Source organism: Massilia timonae, from assembly GCF_001866515.1.
GTDB lineage: Bacteria > Pseudomonadota > Gammaproteobacteria > Burkholderiales > Burkholderiaceae_D > Telluria > Telluria timonae.
Genome location: NZ_JRYB01000001.1, coordinates 3,525,402 through 3,540,464, shown reverse-complemented (window position 1 = coordinate 3,540,464; position 15,063 = coordinate 3,525,402). Strand labels below are relative to the sequence as shown.

The 15,063-nt window shown below is 66.2% G+C and carries 13 protein-coding genes; 7 read left to right on the top strand and 6 right to left on the bottom strand.

Translation table 11 applies throughout. The features are described from left to right. Nucleotides 1–8: 8 nt before the first annotated feature. Nucleotides 9–1,928 carry a molecular chaperone HtpG gene (htpG, locus tag LO55_RS15255; RefSeq protein ID WP_071362110.1) on the bottom strand — a complete coding sequence of 640 codons (1,920 nt, stop codon included), beginning with the start codon at nt 1,926–1,928 and terminating at the stop codon, nt 9–11. A gap of 201 nt (nt 1,929–2,129) precedes the next feature. On the opposite strand from htpG, the gene LO55_RS15250 reads away from it, so the two are divergent. After that, nucleotides 2,130–2,621 carry a VOC family protein gene (locus tag LO55_RS15250; RefSeq protein ID WP_071362109.1) on the top strand — a complete coding sequence of 164 codons (492 nt, stop codon included), beginning with the start codon at nt 2,130–2,132 and terminating at the stop codon, nt 2,619–2,621. A 5-nt stretch (nt 2,622–2,626) separates the two neighbouring features. Here the strand turns inward: LO55_RS15250 and LO55_RS15245 are convergent, their stop codons facing one another. Beyond that, nucleotides 2,627–4,048 (bottom strand): aminotransferase-like domain-containing protein, encoded by a 1,422-nt coding sequence (locus LO55_RS15245; RefSeq protein WP_071362108.1) that lies wholly within the window; start codon nt 4,046–4,048, stop codon nt 2,627–2,629. Nucleotides 4,049–4,160: 112 nt separating this feature from the next. On the opposite strand from LO55_RS15245, the gene LO55_RS15240 reads away from it, so the two are divergent. The 6 genes from LO55_RS15240 (at nt 4,161) to LO55_RS15220 (ending at nt 10,230) form a co-directional block, all read left to right on the top strand. Further along, nucleotides 4,161–5,081 carry a DMT family transporter gene (locus tag LO55_RS15240; protein WP_071362107.1) on the top strand — a complete coding sequence of 307 codons (921 nt, stop codon included), beginning with the start codon at nt 4,161–4,163 and terminating at the stop codon, nt 5,079–5,081. A gap of 75 nt (nt 5,082–5,156) precedes the next feature. Continuing rightward, nucleotides 5,157–5,618 (top strand): RidA family protein, encoded by a 462-nt coding sequence (locus LO55_RS15235; protein ID WP_071362106.1) that lies wholly within the window; start codon nt 5,157–5,159, stop codon nt 5,616–5,618. Nucleotides 5,619–5,781: 163 nt separating this feature from the next. Continuing rightward, nucleotides 5,782–6,975: an aminotransferase-like domain-containing protein gene (locus LO55_RS15230; protein WP_071362105.1), complete on the top strand. Its 1,194-nt coding sequence runs from the start codon at nt 5,782–5,784 to the stop codon at nt 6,973–6,975. A gap of 212 nt (nt 6,976–7,187) precedes the next feature. Further along, entirely contained in the window at nt 7,188–8,546 is a 1,359-nt protein-coding gene (locus LO55_RS15225; protein ID WP_071362104.1) for a diguanylate cyclase, read from the top strand. A 106-nt stretch (nt 8,547–8,652) separates the two neighbouring features. Then, nucleotides 8,653–9,546: a hypothetical protein gene (locus tag LO55_RS26375; protein WP_143054526.1), complete on the top strand. Its 894-nt coding sequence runs from the start codon at nt 8,653–8,655 to the stop codon at nt 9,544–9,546. A gap of 285 nt (nt 9,547–9,831) precedes the next feature. Beyond that, nucleotides 9,832–10,230, top strand: a complete 399-nt coding sequence (locus LO55_RS15220) for a GFA family protein (RefSeq protein ID WP_071362103.1) — start codon at nt 9,832–9,834, stop codon at nt 10,228–10,230. 4 nt (nt 10,231–10,234) lie between these two features. On the opposite strand, the gene LO55_RS27020 is transcribed toward LO55_RS15220, so the two are convergent. The 4 genes from LO55_RS27020 to LO55_RS15205 are packed head-to-tail and all read right to left on the bottom strand — an operon-like array spanning nt 10,235 to nt 14,992. Continuing rightward, complete coding sequence (locus LO55_RS27020; protein WP_229410151.1) at nt 10,235–11,086, bottom strand: FGGY-family carbohydrate kinase; 852 nt, start codon at nt 11,084–11,086, stop codon at nt 10,235–10,237. After that, nucleotides 11,005–11,853 (bottom strand): xylulokinase, encoded by an 849-nt coding sequence (locus LO55_RS27015; protein ID WP_229410150.1) that lies wholly within the window; start codon nt 11,851–11,853, stop codon nt 11,005–11,007. Before LO55_RS27015 ends, LO55_RS27020 begins: the two co-directional genes overlap by 82 nt. Continuing rightward, a complete protein-coding gene (locus LO55_RS15210) occupies nt 11,817–13,388 on the bottom strand; it encodes a glycerol-3-phosphate dehydrogenase/oxidase (protein WP_071362102.1) in 1,572 nt (523 codons plus the stop codon). Before LO55_RS15210 ends, LO55_RS27015 begins: the two co-directional genes overlap by 37 nt. Beyond that, on the bottom strand, nt 13,385–14,992 hold the full coding sequence (locus LO55_RS15205) for an FAD-binding oxidoreductase (protein ID WP_071362101.1): 1,608 nt from the start codon (nt 14,990–14,992) through the stop codon (nt 13,385–13,387). The genes LO55_RS15210 and LO55_RS15205 overlap by 4 nt, the downstream gene beginning before the upstream one ends. Nucleotides 14,993–15,063: the final 71 nt, after the last annotated feature.

The window sequence follows — 15,063 nt, the reverse complement described above, 5'->3', positions numbered from 1 at the left end:
GCTCAGGCTTATTTGCCGCCCGCCAGCAGCATCTCGTTCAGGCGCTTCACGAACGAGGCCGGATCCGCCAGGCTGCCGCCTTCGGCCAGCGTCGCCTGGTCGAACAGGATGTGCGACCAGTCGGCGAAGCGCGCGCCGCTCGCGTCCTCGTACTTCAGGCGCTGCACCAGCGGGTGGTTCGGGTTGATCTCGAGGATCGGCTTCGACTCCGGCGCTTCTTGCCCGGCGGCCTTCAGCATGCGCAGCAGATTGCCCGACAACTCGTTTTCGTCCGCCACCAGGCAGGCCGGCGAGTCGGTCAGGCGGAAGGTCACGCGCACGTCCTTGGCCTTCTCGCCCAGCGCGCCCTTCATGCTCTCGACCAGCTCCTTGTAGCCGGCTTCGGTTTCGGCGTGTTCCTTCTTTTCAAGCTCGTCTTCCAGCGCGCCCAAATCCAGGCCACCCTTGGCGACCGACACCAGTTCCTTGCCTTCGAACTCGGTGAAGAACGACAGCATCCACTCGTCGACGCGGTCGGTCATCAGGATCACCTCGACGCCCTTCTTGCGGAAGATCTCGAGGTGCGGGCTGTTCTTCGCCGCCTGGTAGTTGTCGGCGGTGACGTAATAGATCTTGTCCTGGCCTTCCTTCATGCGGCCGACGTAGTCGGCGAACGACACGGTCTGCTCGGACGAGTCATTGGCGGTCGAGGCGAAGCGCAGCAGCTTGGCGATGCGGTCCTTGTTGGTGGCGTCCTCGCCGATGCCTTCCTTGAGCACCTGGCCGAATTCCTTCCAGAAGGTCGTGTACTTGTCCTTGCCGGCCTGTTCTTCGGAGTTCGCCATTTCCTCGAGCATGCCCAGCACGCGCTTGGTCGAACCTTCGCGGATCACGCGCACGTCGCGCGACTCCTGCAGGATCTCGCGCGAGACGTTCAGCGGCAGGTCGGCGGAGTCGATCACGCCCTTGATGAAGCGCAGGTAGGTCGGCATCAACTGCTCGGCGTCGTCCATGATGAACACGCGCTTGACGTACAGCTTGATGCCGCCGCGCTTGTTGCGGTCCCACAGGTCGAACGGCGCGTGCGCCGGCACGTACAGCAGCTGGGTGTATTCGCTGCGGCCTTCCACCCGGTTGTGGGTGTAGGTCAGCGGGTCCTGGAAGTCATGCGAAACGTGCTTGTAGAACTCGTGGTACTGCTCTTCGGTGATGTCGTTCTTCGAGCGCGCCCACAGCGCGCTGGCCTGGTTCACGGTCTCGAGTTCGTCCTTGAGAACCGTTTCTTTCTTCTCTTCGTCCCACTCTTCCTTCTGCATCACGATCGGCAGCGAGATATGGTCGGAATACTTGCGGATGATCGATTTCAGCTTCCACGACGACAGCAGCTCTTCCTCGCCTTCGCGCAGGTGCAGGATCACGTCGGTGCCGCGGCCCGTCTTCTCGATCTGCTCGATCGAGTAGTCGCCCTCGCCGCGCGATTCCCAGCGCACGCCCTGCTCGGCGAAGGCGCCGGCGCGGCGGGTATTGACGACGATCTTCTCGGCCACGATGAAGCCCGAGTAGAAGCCCACGCCGAACTGGCCGATCAGGGCCGCGTCCTGCTGCTGGTCGCCCGACAGCTTGCTGAAGAATTCCTTGGTGCCCGACTTGGCGATGGTGCCCAGGTGGGCGATCACCTCGTCGCGGCTCATGCCGATGCCGTTGTCCGAGATCGTGATGGTTTTCGCATCCTTGTCGAACGAAACCTTGATCTTCAGTTCATGGTCGTTGCCGTACAGGGCGTCGTTGTTGATCGCCTCGAAGCGCAGCTTGTCGGCCGCGTCGGACGCGTTCGAGATCAGTTCGCGCAGGAAGATCTCCTTGTTCGAATACAAGGAGTGGATCATCAGTTGCAGCAGCTGCTTTACTTCTGCCTGGAAGCCAAGGGTTTCTTTTTCGGCGTTCGCCATCTTGTTCCTCGTTAAAAACATGGGGTTGGTCAGACTCGGAGGCATATAAGGATGCCAAGGAGGATTTCAAGAGGTCTTTTTGATAAGAAATAGGATGAACTGAAGAAAATCGCACTTTCATGCATCCGTCATGTCGAATCCTGCCCCGCCCATTCGTCGTGGAGATGGCAGCACCCCATCCACACAACCCAGGAGAACACCATGAACCAGGCAGTGCGTCCCATCCCGGAAGGCTACCGTACCGTCACCCCGCACCTGGTGTGCGACAAAGCGGGCGAAGCGATCGACTTCTACAAGAAAGCGTTTGGCGCCGTCGAGCTCGCCCGTATGCCCGGACCGGACGGCAGGATCATGCATGCGGAGCTGCGCATCGGCGACTCGCCCATCATGCTGGCCGACGCGTTTCCCGAATTCGGCAGCCAGGGCCCGCTCGCCCTGAAGGGCTCGCCCGTGACCATCCATCTGTACGTGAACGATGCCGACGCCGTGTGGGCCAGGGCGCTGGAAGCCGGCGCCCGGCCGACCATGGAACTGGCCGACATGTTCTGGGGCGACCGCTACGGCCAGGTCGCCGACCCGTTCGGCCACCTATGGTCGATCGCCACCCACAAGCGCGACATGACGGACGAGCAGATCATGGAAGCGATGCGAGACATGAAGCCCGGCGATTGTCCCGCCCAGCAGGCCGGCTGACCCGGTCAGCCGGCCCGCGCCTCGAGAAAACGCCATACGGCCGGATCCTGCAGCGCCGCCAGGTTCAGCCGCATCCGGGTCGACGGCTGCTGGCTGGGCGAGAACAGGCTGCCCGGCGCCAGCAGCAAGTCCTGCCGCATGGCGTGCGCGGTGAGCGCATTGGTGTCGGCGCCGGCGTCGACCCACAGGAACATCCCGGCCGCCGGGGCCGGGTCCACCCGCATCCCGAGCGCCTCGAGCCGGCGCAGCGCGCCCGGCCGCGCCGCATCCAGGCGGCCGCGCACGCGATCGAGGTGCTTGCGGTGGTGGCCCTCGGCCAGGATTTTATAGACCACGCGCTCGCCGATGTCGCTGGTGCTGAGCGTGGCCAGCATCTTGCGGTCGGCCAGCAGCGCGGCCCGTTCGCGCGAGGTGGCGACGAAGCCGACCCGCAGGTTGGCCGCCATCGACTTCGAAAAACCGCCTAGGTAGATCACGCGCCGCAAGCCGTCCAGCGCGGCCAGGCGGGTGGCGCCGCCCGGGTGCAGGCCGCAGTAAATGTCGTCCTCGACCACCAGGAAGTCGTGCTGCTCGGCCACGCGCAGCACCTGGAAAGCCTTGGCCGCCGACACCGAGGTCGAGCTGGGATTGTGCAGCACCGAGTTGATGACGAACAGGCGCGGGCGATGCAGGGCGGCGAGTTCCTCGAGCCGCGCCAGGTCGGGGCCGTCGGCCAGGCGCGGCACGCCGACCACCTTCAGGCCCATCGCCGCGAACGAACCGAACATCAGGAACCAGGCCGGATCGTCGACCAGCACCGTGTCGCCCGGCTGGCAGAACGCGCGCGCCACCAGATCCAGCGCCTGGGTCACGCCCAGCGTGGTCACCAGCTGCTCGGGCGCGGCCTCGATCTCGAGTTCGGCCAGCGTCCGTTGCAGCTGCTGGCGCAATGGCAAAAAACCGTGCGGCGAACCGTAATTGAGCAAGCCGTCGCAGTTCTGGCGGCTGAGCGCGCGCAGCGCATTGGCCACCGCCGCGCCGTCGAGCCAGTCGGCCGGCAGTACGCCGGAACCCGGCGCCAGCCCGAGCGGGGCCTGGCGGAACATGCTGCGCACCAGCCAGGCGATGTCGAGTTCGGCCGGAACCGGCGCCGGCTGCGATGACGGCGGCTTGTGCGCCGGCGCCTGGCGCTCGCGCACGAAGAAACCGGCGCCGCGGCGCGATTCCAGGTAACCCTGCGCCACCAGCCGGTCGTAGCTGGCCACGACGGTGAACGGCGACACCCCGTGGCTGGCGGCGAAGCGCCGGATCGAGGGCATGCGCGCGCCGGGGCGCAGCAGGCGCTCGTCGACGCGCGCCGCCACCGCGCTCACGATCTGGTCGGCCAGCGGCGCGCCGGCGTCGCGCGCCAAAACGAAGGGTAAGGCGACGGCGAGTGTATCGGTCATTTCACCACCACAGTCGGCAAATTATCGGTAGAAGTGTACTGGGACTGTATTGGTCCGTGCGGCTAGGATAGACCCACTGCCGCGTTGCCGCAAGCCCGACCAAGGACACCCGATGACCACCCTCGCCCGCCCCATCCCGACCGCCAGCCGCGACGAAGCGCGCGGCATGCTCCTCGGCCTGGCCGGCGTGGCGATGTTCAGCCTGACCTTGCCGTTCACCCGCATGGCGGTGGCCGAACTCGATCCGCTGTTCATCGCCCTCGGGCGCGCGCTCGGCGCGGCGCTGCTGGCCGGCCTGTGGCTCGGATGGCGCCGGGCCCCGCTGCCGCCGCGCGCCGCGCTGGCGCCGCTGATCCTGGTGGCGCTGGGCGTGGTGATCGGCTTTCCGCTGCTGAGTTCGATGGCCCTGCGCTGGGTGCCGGCCACCCACGGCGCGGTGCTGGCCGGCCTGCTGCCGCTGCTGACGGCCCTGTACAGCGCCATGCGCGGCGACGAGCGGCCATCCGCCGCCTTCTGGCTGGTGGCCGTGTTCGGCGCGGCGCTGGTGATCGCATTCGCCCTGTCCCAGGGCGGCGGCGCCCTGCATCTGGCCGACCTGCTGATGTTCCTGGCCGTGGCGGCCGGCGCCGTCGGCTATGCCGAAGGCGGCAGGCTGGCGCGCACCCTGGGCGGCCCGGAAACGATCTCGTGGGCGCTGCTGCTGGCCCTGCCGCTGGTGGCGCCGCTGCTGGCCTGGCACTACATCCCGCGGCCGGAGGCGTTCGCCGGCGCCGGCGCCGCGGCCTGGGTAGGCCTGGCCTATGTGACGGTGTTCTCGATGTTCGTCGGGTTCTTTTTCTGGTACCGCGGCCTGGCCATGGGCGGGATCGCCCGGGTCGGCCAGGTGCAACTCTTGCAGCCCTTCATGAGCCTGGTTGGCGCCGCCGTGCTGCTGGGCGAACCGCTGACCCTGCACGACAGCCTGTTCGCGCTGGCCGTCATCGGCGTCGTGTTCGCCGGACGGCGGCTGCAGGTGCGGCGCCGGCCTGGCTGACCGAGCCATTCGATGTGCATGGTCCCCGCTCGACGTACAATACCGGCTTCATTCACGCAACTTATGGAAAACACCATGTCCGTCTACGACAAACTCAAGGAACTGAACATCACCCTGGAAGCGCCGGCGACCCCGGCCGCGGCCTATGTCATGTACGTCCAGACCGGCAACCTCGTGTTCATCTCGGGCCATATCGCCAAGAACAAAGATGGCAGCATCAATGCCGGCATCCTGGGCCGCGACAAGACCACGGCGGATGGCCAGGCCGCCGCGCGCTCGGTCGCGATCGACCTGATCGGCACCCTGCAGGAAGCCGTGGGCGGCGACCTGAACCGCGTCAAGCGCATCGTCAAACTGATGAGCCTGGTCGCGTCGACCCCGGACTACAACGAACAGCACCTGGTCACCAATGGCGCCTCGGAACTGATCGGCGAGGTGTTCGGCGACGCCGGCAAGCACGCGCGCTCGGCCTTCGGCGTTGCATCGCTGCCGCGCGGCACCTGCGTCGAGATCGAAATGATCGTGGAAGTGGCATAAAGCCGGCGATAACGTGTCAACAACCGGCATTAATTTGTCGGTAAATCAATTACTGTTGTACCTCGCGCGGCTGACCCGGCTCCATTCGCCGACGTGAAGCCGCCAACGCGGCGTGTTTTATATAATGGCCCGGCACGACCGTGCACCTTCCTGTGAGACCAGTATGAAAATCGAAAACCCCAATCCCATCCAGTGGCAGTTCTCGGAACGCGCCCAGCAGCTGCAGAGCTCGTTCATTCGCGAGATCCTGAAGATCACCCAGCGTCCGGAGATCATCTCGTTCGCCGGTGGCCTGCCCTCGCCAGCCACCTTCCCGGTCGAGCGCATGAAAGCCGCTTACGACAAGGTCCTGAGCGACAACGGCAAAGTGGCGCTGCAATATGGCCCGACCGATGGCTACGCGCCGCTGCGTGAGTGGATTGCCGGTTCGCTGTCGACGGAAGGTTCGACGATCCTGCCGGAACAGATCCTCATGACCTCGGGTTCGCAGCAGGCGCTCGACCTGCTGGGCAAGGTGCTGATCGACGAAGGCAGCCGCGTGCTGGTCGAGACCCCGAGCTACCTGGGCGCGCTGCAGGCGTTCTCGGTCTACCGCCCCGAATTCAAATCGGTCGACACCGACGAACACGGCCTGGTGCCGTCGTCGCTGGAAGGCATCGCGCAAGGCGCGCGCATGCTGTACGCGCTGCCGAACTTCCAGAACCCGACCGGCCGTTCGCTGTCGGTCGAGCGCCGCCAGGAACTGGTGGAAACCTGCGCCCGCCTCGGCGTGCCGCTGATCGAGGACGATCCCTACGGTTCGCTGAGCTACAAGGGCGCGCCGAGCCCGAAAATGGTCGCGATGAACCCGGACGGCGTGATCTACATGGGCTCGTTCTCGAAGGTGCTGACCCCGGGCATCCGCCTGGGCTACGTCTGCGCCCCGCTGCCGCTGGTGCGCCGCCTCGAGCTGGCCAAGCAGGCGGCCGACCTGCACACCGCCCAGCTGACCCAGATGGTGGTGCACGAGGTCGTCAAGGACGGTTTCCTGGACCAGCACATCCCGACCATCCGCCAGCTGTACGGCGACCAGTGCCAGGTGATGCTGGACGCGATGCAGGAACACTTCCCGGCCGGCGTGAGCTGGACCAAGCCTGAAGGCGGCATGTTCATCTGGGTCACCCTGCCGCAGCAGATCGACGCCATGAAGCTGCTGGAACAGTCGCTGGCCGCGCGCGTGGCCTTCGTGCCGGGCGCGCCGTTCTACGCCAACGACCCTGCCAGCAACACGCTGCGCCTGTCCTTCGTGACGGTGCCGCCGGAGCGCATCCGCGAAGGCATCGCGGTCCTCGGCAAGCTGATCGCCGGCATGCTGTAAGATCCCACGGGGCCGCGAATGCGGCCCTGTTTCTTTGTCGACGGTCAGTCGATACCGGTATTAACCTGCCTGGGCAAGACCGGGCCAATGGCGGGTCAGTTGCGACAGTGCAACAATTGCATCAGGTAGTGGATTTTAGGCAAGGTGTGTGTCCAAAATCTCCGTGTAAAAGAGTATGATTTCTCGACACTGATGAGGTCTGCCCGCCACCGATGATGCATCCTGCCCTAGCGCTCGCCGCACCGGCGCGCCAATCCGCGATTCTGATCGTCGACGACGCTCCCGACAGCCTCGGGCTGCTGCAGGACATGATGCGCCAGCAGGGGTACCAGACCTTCGTCGCCAGTTCCGGCAAGCGCGCGCTCGACATCGCCACCCGCGTCCAGCCCGACCTGATCCTGCTCGACGTGATCCTGCCCGACCTCGACGGCCTGGAAATCTGCCGCCGCCTGAAGCGCCAGCCCGACACCGCCCACATCCCCGTCATTTTCGTCAGCGCCTGCGGCGAGACCGAGGACATCGTCGCCGGCTTCGACACCGGCGCCGCCGACTACATCGCCAAGCCGGTGCGCATGGCCGAAGTGTGCGCCCGCGTGCGCGCCCAGCTGCGCCTGCGCAGCAGCAGCGAAAGCCAGAAGCAGCAGGCCGAGCGCCTGCAGCTGATCGTCGACGGCATGGACGAGGGCCTGATGCTGGTCGACTGCGAGGGACGCGTGGTGTACGCCAACCCGGCCTGCGAACGCTTCCTGTCGCAGCCCAAGGAAGTGCTGGAAGGCGAGCTGCTGGCCGACCTGGTCGAGCCGCCCGCCGCCTGCGACTACGCCGACTATTTCGCCCGCCCGCTCGACGCCGAGGCGACCGCGCGCTGCCGCGGCACGCGCGAAGTGCTGGTGCGCCAGTCGGACGGCACGATGCGCGCGATGGACCTGAGCCTGTCGCCGGTGGCGGGCGGCGAAGCGCTGTTCGTCGCCCTGCTGCACGACATCACCCACCACAAGCAGTCCGAGACGGCGCTGCAGCGCGCCGCCCTGATCGACCCGCTCACGCGCATCGCCAACCGCCGCCACTTCGACGCCTTCCTGGACAAGGAATGGCAGCGCGCCATCCGCAGCGGCCAGCCGCTGTCGCTGATCGTGCTCGACGTCGACCATTTCAAGGGCTACAACGACAGCCTGGGCCACGCCGCCGGCGACGCCTGCCTGCAGGCCATCGCCGAAGCGCTGCAATCGCACGCGATGCGCCCGACCGACCTGGCCGCGCGCTACGGCGGCGAGGAATTCGTGGTGCTGCTGGCCGACACCGCATCCAGCGCGGCGGCGCGGCTGGGCGAGGCGATCCGCGCCCATGTCGAGCGGCTGGCGATCCCGAATCCGCGCGCGGAAGGCGCCGGCGTGGTGACGGTCAGCATCGGCGTGGCCTGCATCGTGCCGACGCTGTTCGACGATATCCGCTCGTTCTTCATCTCGGCCGACCGGGCGATGTACGAGGCCAAGGCGCGCGGGCGCAACCAGGTGGTGGTCGCGCAGGCCGGGGCGGCGTGGGAGCAGGCGCGGGGTGGGATGGCGCATTAGGAAACTGTCAATAGCCCTGACGTTCAACTTCAGAAAAAATAATTAAATCTTTTGGAAAAATCCGGTTTTTTAGATCATGACAGCATCTTGGAGTCTACGATATCAGTTGGCCAAGCATTTAAACGCTGGCGACATTCCGACGGCTGTTTCAGCATTGCATGCTCAAGCTGAACACTTTTTAGAAATTTCAGAACGCCGTGGATTCTATGCGCCAGGGAGATTGCAGCTTGAGTCTAGAGCTCGATGGCTAATTCATACAGTATCCGCAGTTCGGCAAATTCAAGATTTTGAAGATAAACTGAAAAAAACTCGAAAAGAGATTGAAGATATTGATGGGAAACTCATCTCATCTATCGCGCGACTTCAAGAATACATCGCTTCTTGCGCAATTGTTGCCGAATTCCTTGATGATATGATGCCTACAACCGACTACCAATATCCTATCCAACCGAAATCACGAATCCATTTCAACAATTCGCCTCTATCGTTTCTACAGTCATTCAGCCGCCCGCGTCCTCCGTTAGCCCACCGGTATGAGTACGGAAGACCGTGTCTACACAAGACAATTGAGCGTGAGGATTATGATCACCGTTTGTTTGTTGCCGTCGCGATGTCGGTAGATTGGCAGAATTACTTTTGCGACTGTTTGAGGTATTATCGTGATCGACTCAAATTTGCACTAACAACGCTTTCGGCACGTGATGCATTGAGTGTATCGAAATTATCTGAAGATAAAAGAGTTAACGATTTCGACGATGAGAATGCGATTATCATGATAAATGAAATACGCACTCTCTACAATAGTCGTGAAGCCATTAAGATGTCTGCGCACGAGCCGCTGGGAGAGATTGATTATTTCTACGAGTGTCTAGCATCCTGTGAAAAAAGTATGTTTATAACCGATCACTATCTTCCAAATACCTCCTCACCTTATTATGGGAAGGCGCCCATTGGCATGCCTTACATCCCATCAATGCATCCACGAAATATTTTTAAATAAAATTTAACTAGTTTAGATAGGCGAATCCCCAGCTCTTCTGCGCTCAAGGGTATTCTTTTTTGTAAAATGACTCTCCAAGTATCGCACCGTCTTGCCACAGTAGGCCGAATGCGATACGTCGCCGTGATCTCGGCGATCATCGGCGCCAGCGGGGACTCACTCATCGGTTTCATCGCGAAATCAAATTCGATCTCGAGGAAACCGATACCTTGTTGTATATCGTCCTGCCGTGCATGGTGTTGTTTGGCATGGTGACGGGGAAAAAGATGCCACGAATTCTCGGATATGCATATTTTCCGTATGGCCCAGTGCAGTTGTGGCCGAGTGACGGCCGAGGTCAGCGGCGACCCGGTGCGCATCTCGATCTGCCACTGCCTCAATTGCCAGCGACGCAGCGGCAGCGTGTTCGCGGCGCAGGCCAGGCTCGCGCGCGATCAGGTCGTGGTTTCTGGAACGTCGACCGGTTTCGCGCTGGCGGGCGACGAAGGCTCGCGCGCGCATTTCCACTTCTGCCCTATCTGCGGCGCGACCGTCTACTTCCAGACCGAAGGCGCCGAGGACACCATCGCCATTCCGATCGGCGCCTTCGCCGATCCCCTGTTCCCGGGGCCGACAGTCTCGGTGTACGAAGAACGCATGCACGCCTGGGCGGTTCCGCCGCCCGGCGCCGAGCACATCCCCTGACGAATCAGGCGCCGCGCGGGTAACCCGTTATGCGGGCGATGTCACGATACATCGGCCGCAGTTGCCGGTACATCCGCAGATACACGTCCTGGTATAACCGCGCGTAGACCGCCCGGTTGCCCGGAATCGGCTCGAACACCTTTCCTACCCGCGTCATGCCCGCGACCGCGCTGGGAAAATCCGGATACAGCCCCAATCCCACCGCGGCATCGATCACCGCCCCCAGTCCTGACGTTTCATACACGTGCAGCCGCGCCGTCGGCAGCGCGAAGATATCCGCTGTGAGCTGCATCGCCGCGTCGCTCTGCGAGCCGCCGCCCGACACCCGCAGCTCGGTGATGCGCACCCCGCCACGCCGCTCGATCCGCTCCTTCCCTTCGCGCAGCGCATACGCCAGCCCTTCCAGGATCGTGCGGTACACGTGGGCGCGCGTATGGACGTCGCCAAAACCCACAATCGAGCCCTTGGCTTCGCGCCCCGGCAGCCGGATGCCCGGCGTCCAGTAAGGCTGCAGCATCAGCCCCATCGATCCCGGCGGCACGCTGCTGGCCAGGTCGTCGAACAGCCGTTCCGGCGCCACGTCTTCCAGCAGCGCGCGCGATTGCTCGTGGTGGCCGAACTGCTCCTTGAACCAGTTAACCATCCAGTAGCCGCGAAACACTTGGTGCGCGATGCTGTAGGCGTCCGGCAGCGCGCTCGGATACGGCGGCACGAAGCGCACCGCCTCGACGTAGCGCTGTGAAGTGACGTTGATGGTGGCCGTGGTGCCGTAGCTCAGGCAGGCCACGTGCGGCGCGCAGCAGCCGGCGCCGATCGTCTCGCAGGCCTTGTCGGCGGCGGCCGCCAGCAGCGGCAAGCCCTCCGGGATGCCGGTGTCGCGCGCCGCCTGCGCGGTGATGCTGCCCAGGCACGCGCCGGCGGCGCCAGCGCGGGCAGCATGGAAGGCTCGACGGCGAGCGCCTGCCACTGCCATGCGCGCGGCGCGGCCCAGCGCAGGCGCCCGTAGTCGAAGGGGATATAGGCCACCTGCGAGCCGCTCGAATCGACGAAGCGCCCATCCAGGCGCCAGTTCAGGCAGCCCGACAGCAGCAGGAACTTCTCGGTGGCCTCCCAGACCTCGGGCTGGTGGGCGCGGATCCAGTTGATCTCGGCTTCGCCGGCCAGGTGCCGCACGGTGCCGGCCACGCCCGCCACGCGGAAGGCCGCGCGCCATAGCGGTCCGATCGGCGGGGCGTCCCCGGTGCGGCGCTGGTCGAGCCAGGTGATGGCAGGACGCAGCGGACGGCCCTTCCGATCGAGGTTGACCACGGTGCCACGCTGGGTAGTGACGGCAACGCCGGCCAGACGCGCGGGCTCGGCGCCGGGTTGTGCCCATAGCTGACGGAAAGCGCGGCACAGCGCCTGCCAGTAGGCGTCGACGTCGTGCTCGTGCCAGCCCGGTTGCGGCGAACGGTAGGCGTCCAGCGCCACTTGCGACCTGGCCACGAGTTCGCCGCGCAGGTCGAACAGCAGGGCGCGCACGCTTTGCGTGCCGTTGTCGACGGCCAGCAGCAGCGGATCCCGCGGGCTGGCGGAGTCAAGTCCAGTCAGGCAGCGGGCGGAACCCCGTACTGCTTGCGCCACTCGGCCAGGTAGCGCCGCTCCTGCGCTTCCCAGCGCGCATCGTCCCAGCCGAGTTCCGGCTGGCAGATGGCGCGGATGCGCGTCATCTGATCGAGGCCGCCGTTGGGCAGCTGGATGCCGAGCCGGGTGCGGCGCAGCAGCAGGTCGTCCAGCTGGTAGACCTGCTCGGAACGGGCGGCCCAGCGCAGTTCGGCCCACAGGGTCTGCGTGCCCGGGATGCATTCCAGCTCGCCCTTGCGCGCCGCCAGCAGCAGCGGCTTGGCCTGGGCGCCGTAGCGGCCGGCCAGCCGGCGCAGCACGCCGGGCGGCAGGTCGTGGCGCGCCGGCACCGTCACCCGCGCGAACACCGGCCCGCGCTCGGCGCGCAGCTGCCAGCCGGGCAGCTGCTGCGACACGTGGCGCAGCACGTCGAGGGCGATCGCGCGGAAGGTGGTCAGCTTGCCGCCGGCCACCGAGACCAGGCCCGGCTCCGACCACACGAAGTGGTCGCGCTTCTCGGACGACGGCGCGCCATGCTGGCCGCCGTCGATCACCGGGCGCACGCCCGCGAAGGTGGCGACGACGTCCTGCTCGCTCAAGCCCAGCTGGGGGAACTGGGCGTGCAGGGCCGCCATCAGGTAGTCGAACTCGGGACGGGTGATGCGCGGCTCGGTGTTCAAACCCTGTTCGTGGTCGGCGTCGGTGCCGACCAGGGTCACGCCTTCCCACGGGAAGGCGAACACGGGCCGGCTGTCGGCCGGGTGCAGCAGGCTGACCGCCTGCGCCAGCGGCAGGCGCCAGGCCGGCAGCACCAGGTGGCTGCCGCGCAGCGGCCGCAGGCGCGGCGCGCGATCGGGCTTGGCGCCGGCTTCTGCGCCGAGCAGGTCGGACCAGGCGCCGGTGGCGTTGACCACCACCCGCGCGCGCACCGCCGTCTCGGCCTGGCTGCGTTCGTCGCGCAGCATGGCCCCGTGCACCTTGCCGCCGTCGCGCACCAGCGCCTGCACGGTCACGTAGTTGCAGGCGACCGCGCCGTGGGCGCGCGCCTCGTCGATCACGCGCAGCACCAGGCGCGCGTCGTCGGTCTTGGCGTCGGTGTAGCGGATGCCGCCAGCCGGGTTGGCTTCCGGGCTATTCGGCGACGGCATGCGGGACGATTCCGGGCGTTCCCAGCGCGGCTCGCGGCGGCCGGCCAGCACGTCGTACACGCGCAGCATGGAAAGAAAGCCCAGCCGCCGCTTGACGTCGGTGCCATGGTCGGCAAAGGCGAAGCCCTGCGGCTCGACCAGTCCGGGCGCGGCGCGCAGCAGCGACTCGCGCTCGCGCACGGCGTCGCGCGTCAGGCGCAGGTCGCCGGAAGCGAGGTAACGCAGGCCGCCGTGCACCAGCTTCGACGAGCGGCTCGAGGTGCCCCAGGCGAAGTCCTTCTGCTCGACCAGCAAGGTCTTGAGGCCGCGCCGCGCGGCTTCGAGCAGGATGCCGGCGCCGGTGATGCCGCCGCCGATCACCAGCAAGTCCCAGTCGCGCCCGGGCGGAAAGACGTTGGCCCCGCTCATGGCGTCACCAGCTTGCCCGGGTTCATGCGGCATTCGGGGTCGAAGTGACGGAACAGCGCCCCCATGGCGCCCAGCCCCAGCTCGCCCTTCTCGGCCGCCAGCCACGGCGCGTGGTCGACGCCCACGCCGTGCTGGTGGCTGATGGTGCCGCCGCAGCCGACGATCGCGCTCGAGACGCGGTCCTTCAGTTGGCGCCAGCGCGCCAGGTCGGCCTGGTAGTCGCCCGCCAGCCGGTAGACGAAGGTCGAATACACGCTGGCGCCCTGGGGATACAGGTGCGACAGGTGGGTGTAGGCGTGCACGCGCTCGCCGAACGCCTCCAGCGCGGCCGCCGCGGCCTGCTCGATCGCGGTCACCGCCTGCGTCACGTGCGGCCAGTCGAGCGCCGTCTCGACCGTGTCGATCGCATAGCCCTGCTCCCAGGCCGCGTTGCGCAGGTAGACGCTGCGAAAGCGGTTGCGGCGCCAGCGCTCGCCCAGCGCGCGCCCGACGTGCACGCCGTGCAGGCGCCGCGCCAGCGCCACCGCCGTGCGCAGCGCCTCGCGCGTCTCGCCCCTGGCGCCGCTGGCGCCGACCAGCAGCATGCATTTGGACTGGCCGCAGCCGCGCCAGCCCAGGTAGCGCTCCAGCAATCCCACCCGACGACCGTGGCCGGCCAGCGCCAGCATGGTGCGCGTCTCGCCGGCGTTCGACAGGCGCAGCATCGACAGTCCCAGGCGCGCCTGGGCCAGCATGCGCGCCGCCTGCACCGCATGTTCCCAGTCGGGGAAGAACAGCGCGTGGAAGGCTTCGTGCTCGGGCAGGCGGTTGATGCGCACCACGGCGTGGGTCAGCACGCCCATGCGGCCCTCGGAGCCGAGCACCATCTCGCGCAGGTCGATGCCGCTGCTCGAAGCCGGAAAGGTCGGGATGTCGAGGGTGCCGGACGGCGTCTCGATGCGCCCGCCCGCGAACATCTGCTCGATGCGCCCGTAGCGCAACGACTGCTGCCCCGACGAGCGGGTGGCGATCCAGCCGCCGAGCGTGGAGTATTCGAACGATTGCGGATAGTGTCCCAGGGTATAGCCGTGGGCGCGCAGCTGGGCTTCGAGATCGGCGCCGGACACGCCGGCCCCGAAACAGGCCAGCTGCGCCTCGCGGTCGAGCGAAATCATGGCGCGCATGCGGCCCATGTCGATGGAGAGGCTCGGACGCAGGCCGCCGTTGGAACTGTGGCCCACGTCGAGGTGGCCGGCCACGCTGGTGCCGCCGCCGTAGGGGATGACCACCGCGTCATGCAGGGCGGCGAAGGCCAGCAGTTCGCGCACCTGCGCGCCGGATTCGGGAAAGGCCACGCCGTCCGGCACCTTGCCCATGCGGCCGTGGCGCAGGCGCAGCCAGTCCGGCAGGCTCTGTCCATGGGCGTGGCGCACGCGCGTGGGGCCGGTGGCGTCGATCAGCGGATGGGGCGGCAGGCGGCCAGGGGGCAAGCCGGCGCAGGCTTGTTCGAAGGTCGCGTCCTGCGGGGCCGTCCCCCGGCCCAGCCGTGCACCGAGGAAGGCTCTGGCCTCTCCTTCGAGCTGCACCGTAATCGACTCGTCACCCCAACCGTTCCAACGCCGCATCAATGACTTTCCGTTATACTTCGAGTTGCTCTTTTTACCACCTCAAATAGCACATTAAAGTCGCTCCCGCC

Bases quoted from the DNA above. Each gene is read 5' to 3' on its own strand.
- LO55_RS15250 (WP_071362109.1), top strand. From the start codon at position 2,130: ATGAACCAGGCAGTGCGTCCCATCCCGGAAGGCTACCGTACCGTCACC.
- LO55_RS15245 (WP_071362108.1), bottom strand. From the start codon at position 4,048: ATGACCGATACACTCGCCGTCGCCTTACCCTTCGTTTTGGCGCGCGAC.
- LO55_RS15240 (WP_071362107.1), top strand. From the start codon at position 4,161: ATGACCACCCTCGCCCGCCCCATCCCGACCGCCAGCCGCGACGAAGCG.
- LO55_RS15235 (WP_071362106.1), top strand. From the start codon at position 5,157: ATGTCCGTCTACGACAAACTCAAGGAACTGAACATCACCCTGGAAGCG.
- LO55_RS15230 (WP_071362105.1), top strand. From the start codon at position 5,782: ATGAAAATCGAAAACCCCAATCCCATCCAGTGGCAGTTCTCGGAACGC.
- LO55_RS15205 (WP_071362101.1), bottom strand. From the start codon at position 14,992: ATGCGGCGTTGGAACGGTTGGGGTGACGAGTCGATTACGGTGCAGCTC.
- LO55_RS15210 (WP_071362102.1), bottom strand. From the start codon at position 13,388: ATGAGCGGGGCCAACGTCTTTCCGCCCGGGCGCGACTGGGACTTGCTG.
- LO55_RS15220 (WP_071362103.1), top strand. From the start codon at position 9,832: ATGCATATTTTCCGTATGGCCCAGTGCAGTTGTGGCCGAGTGACGGCC.
- htpG (WP_071362110.1), bottom strand. From the start codon at position 1,928: ATGGCGAACGCCGAAAAAGAAACCCTTGGCTTCCAGGCAGAAGTAAAG.
- LO55_RS15225 (WP_071362104.1), top strand. From the start codon at position 7,188: ATGATGCATCCTGCCCTAGCGCTCGCCGCACCGGCGCGCCAATCCGCG.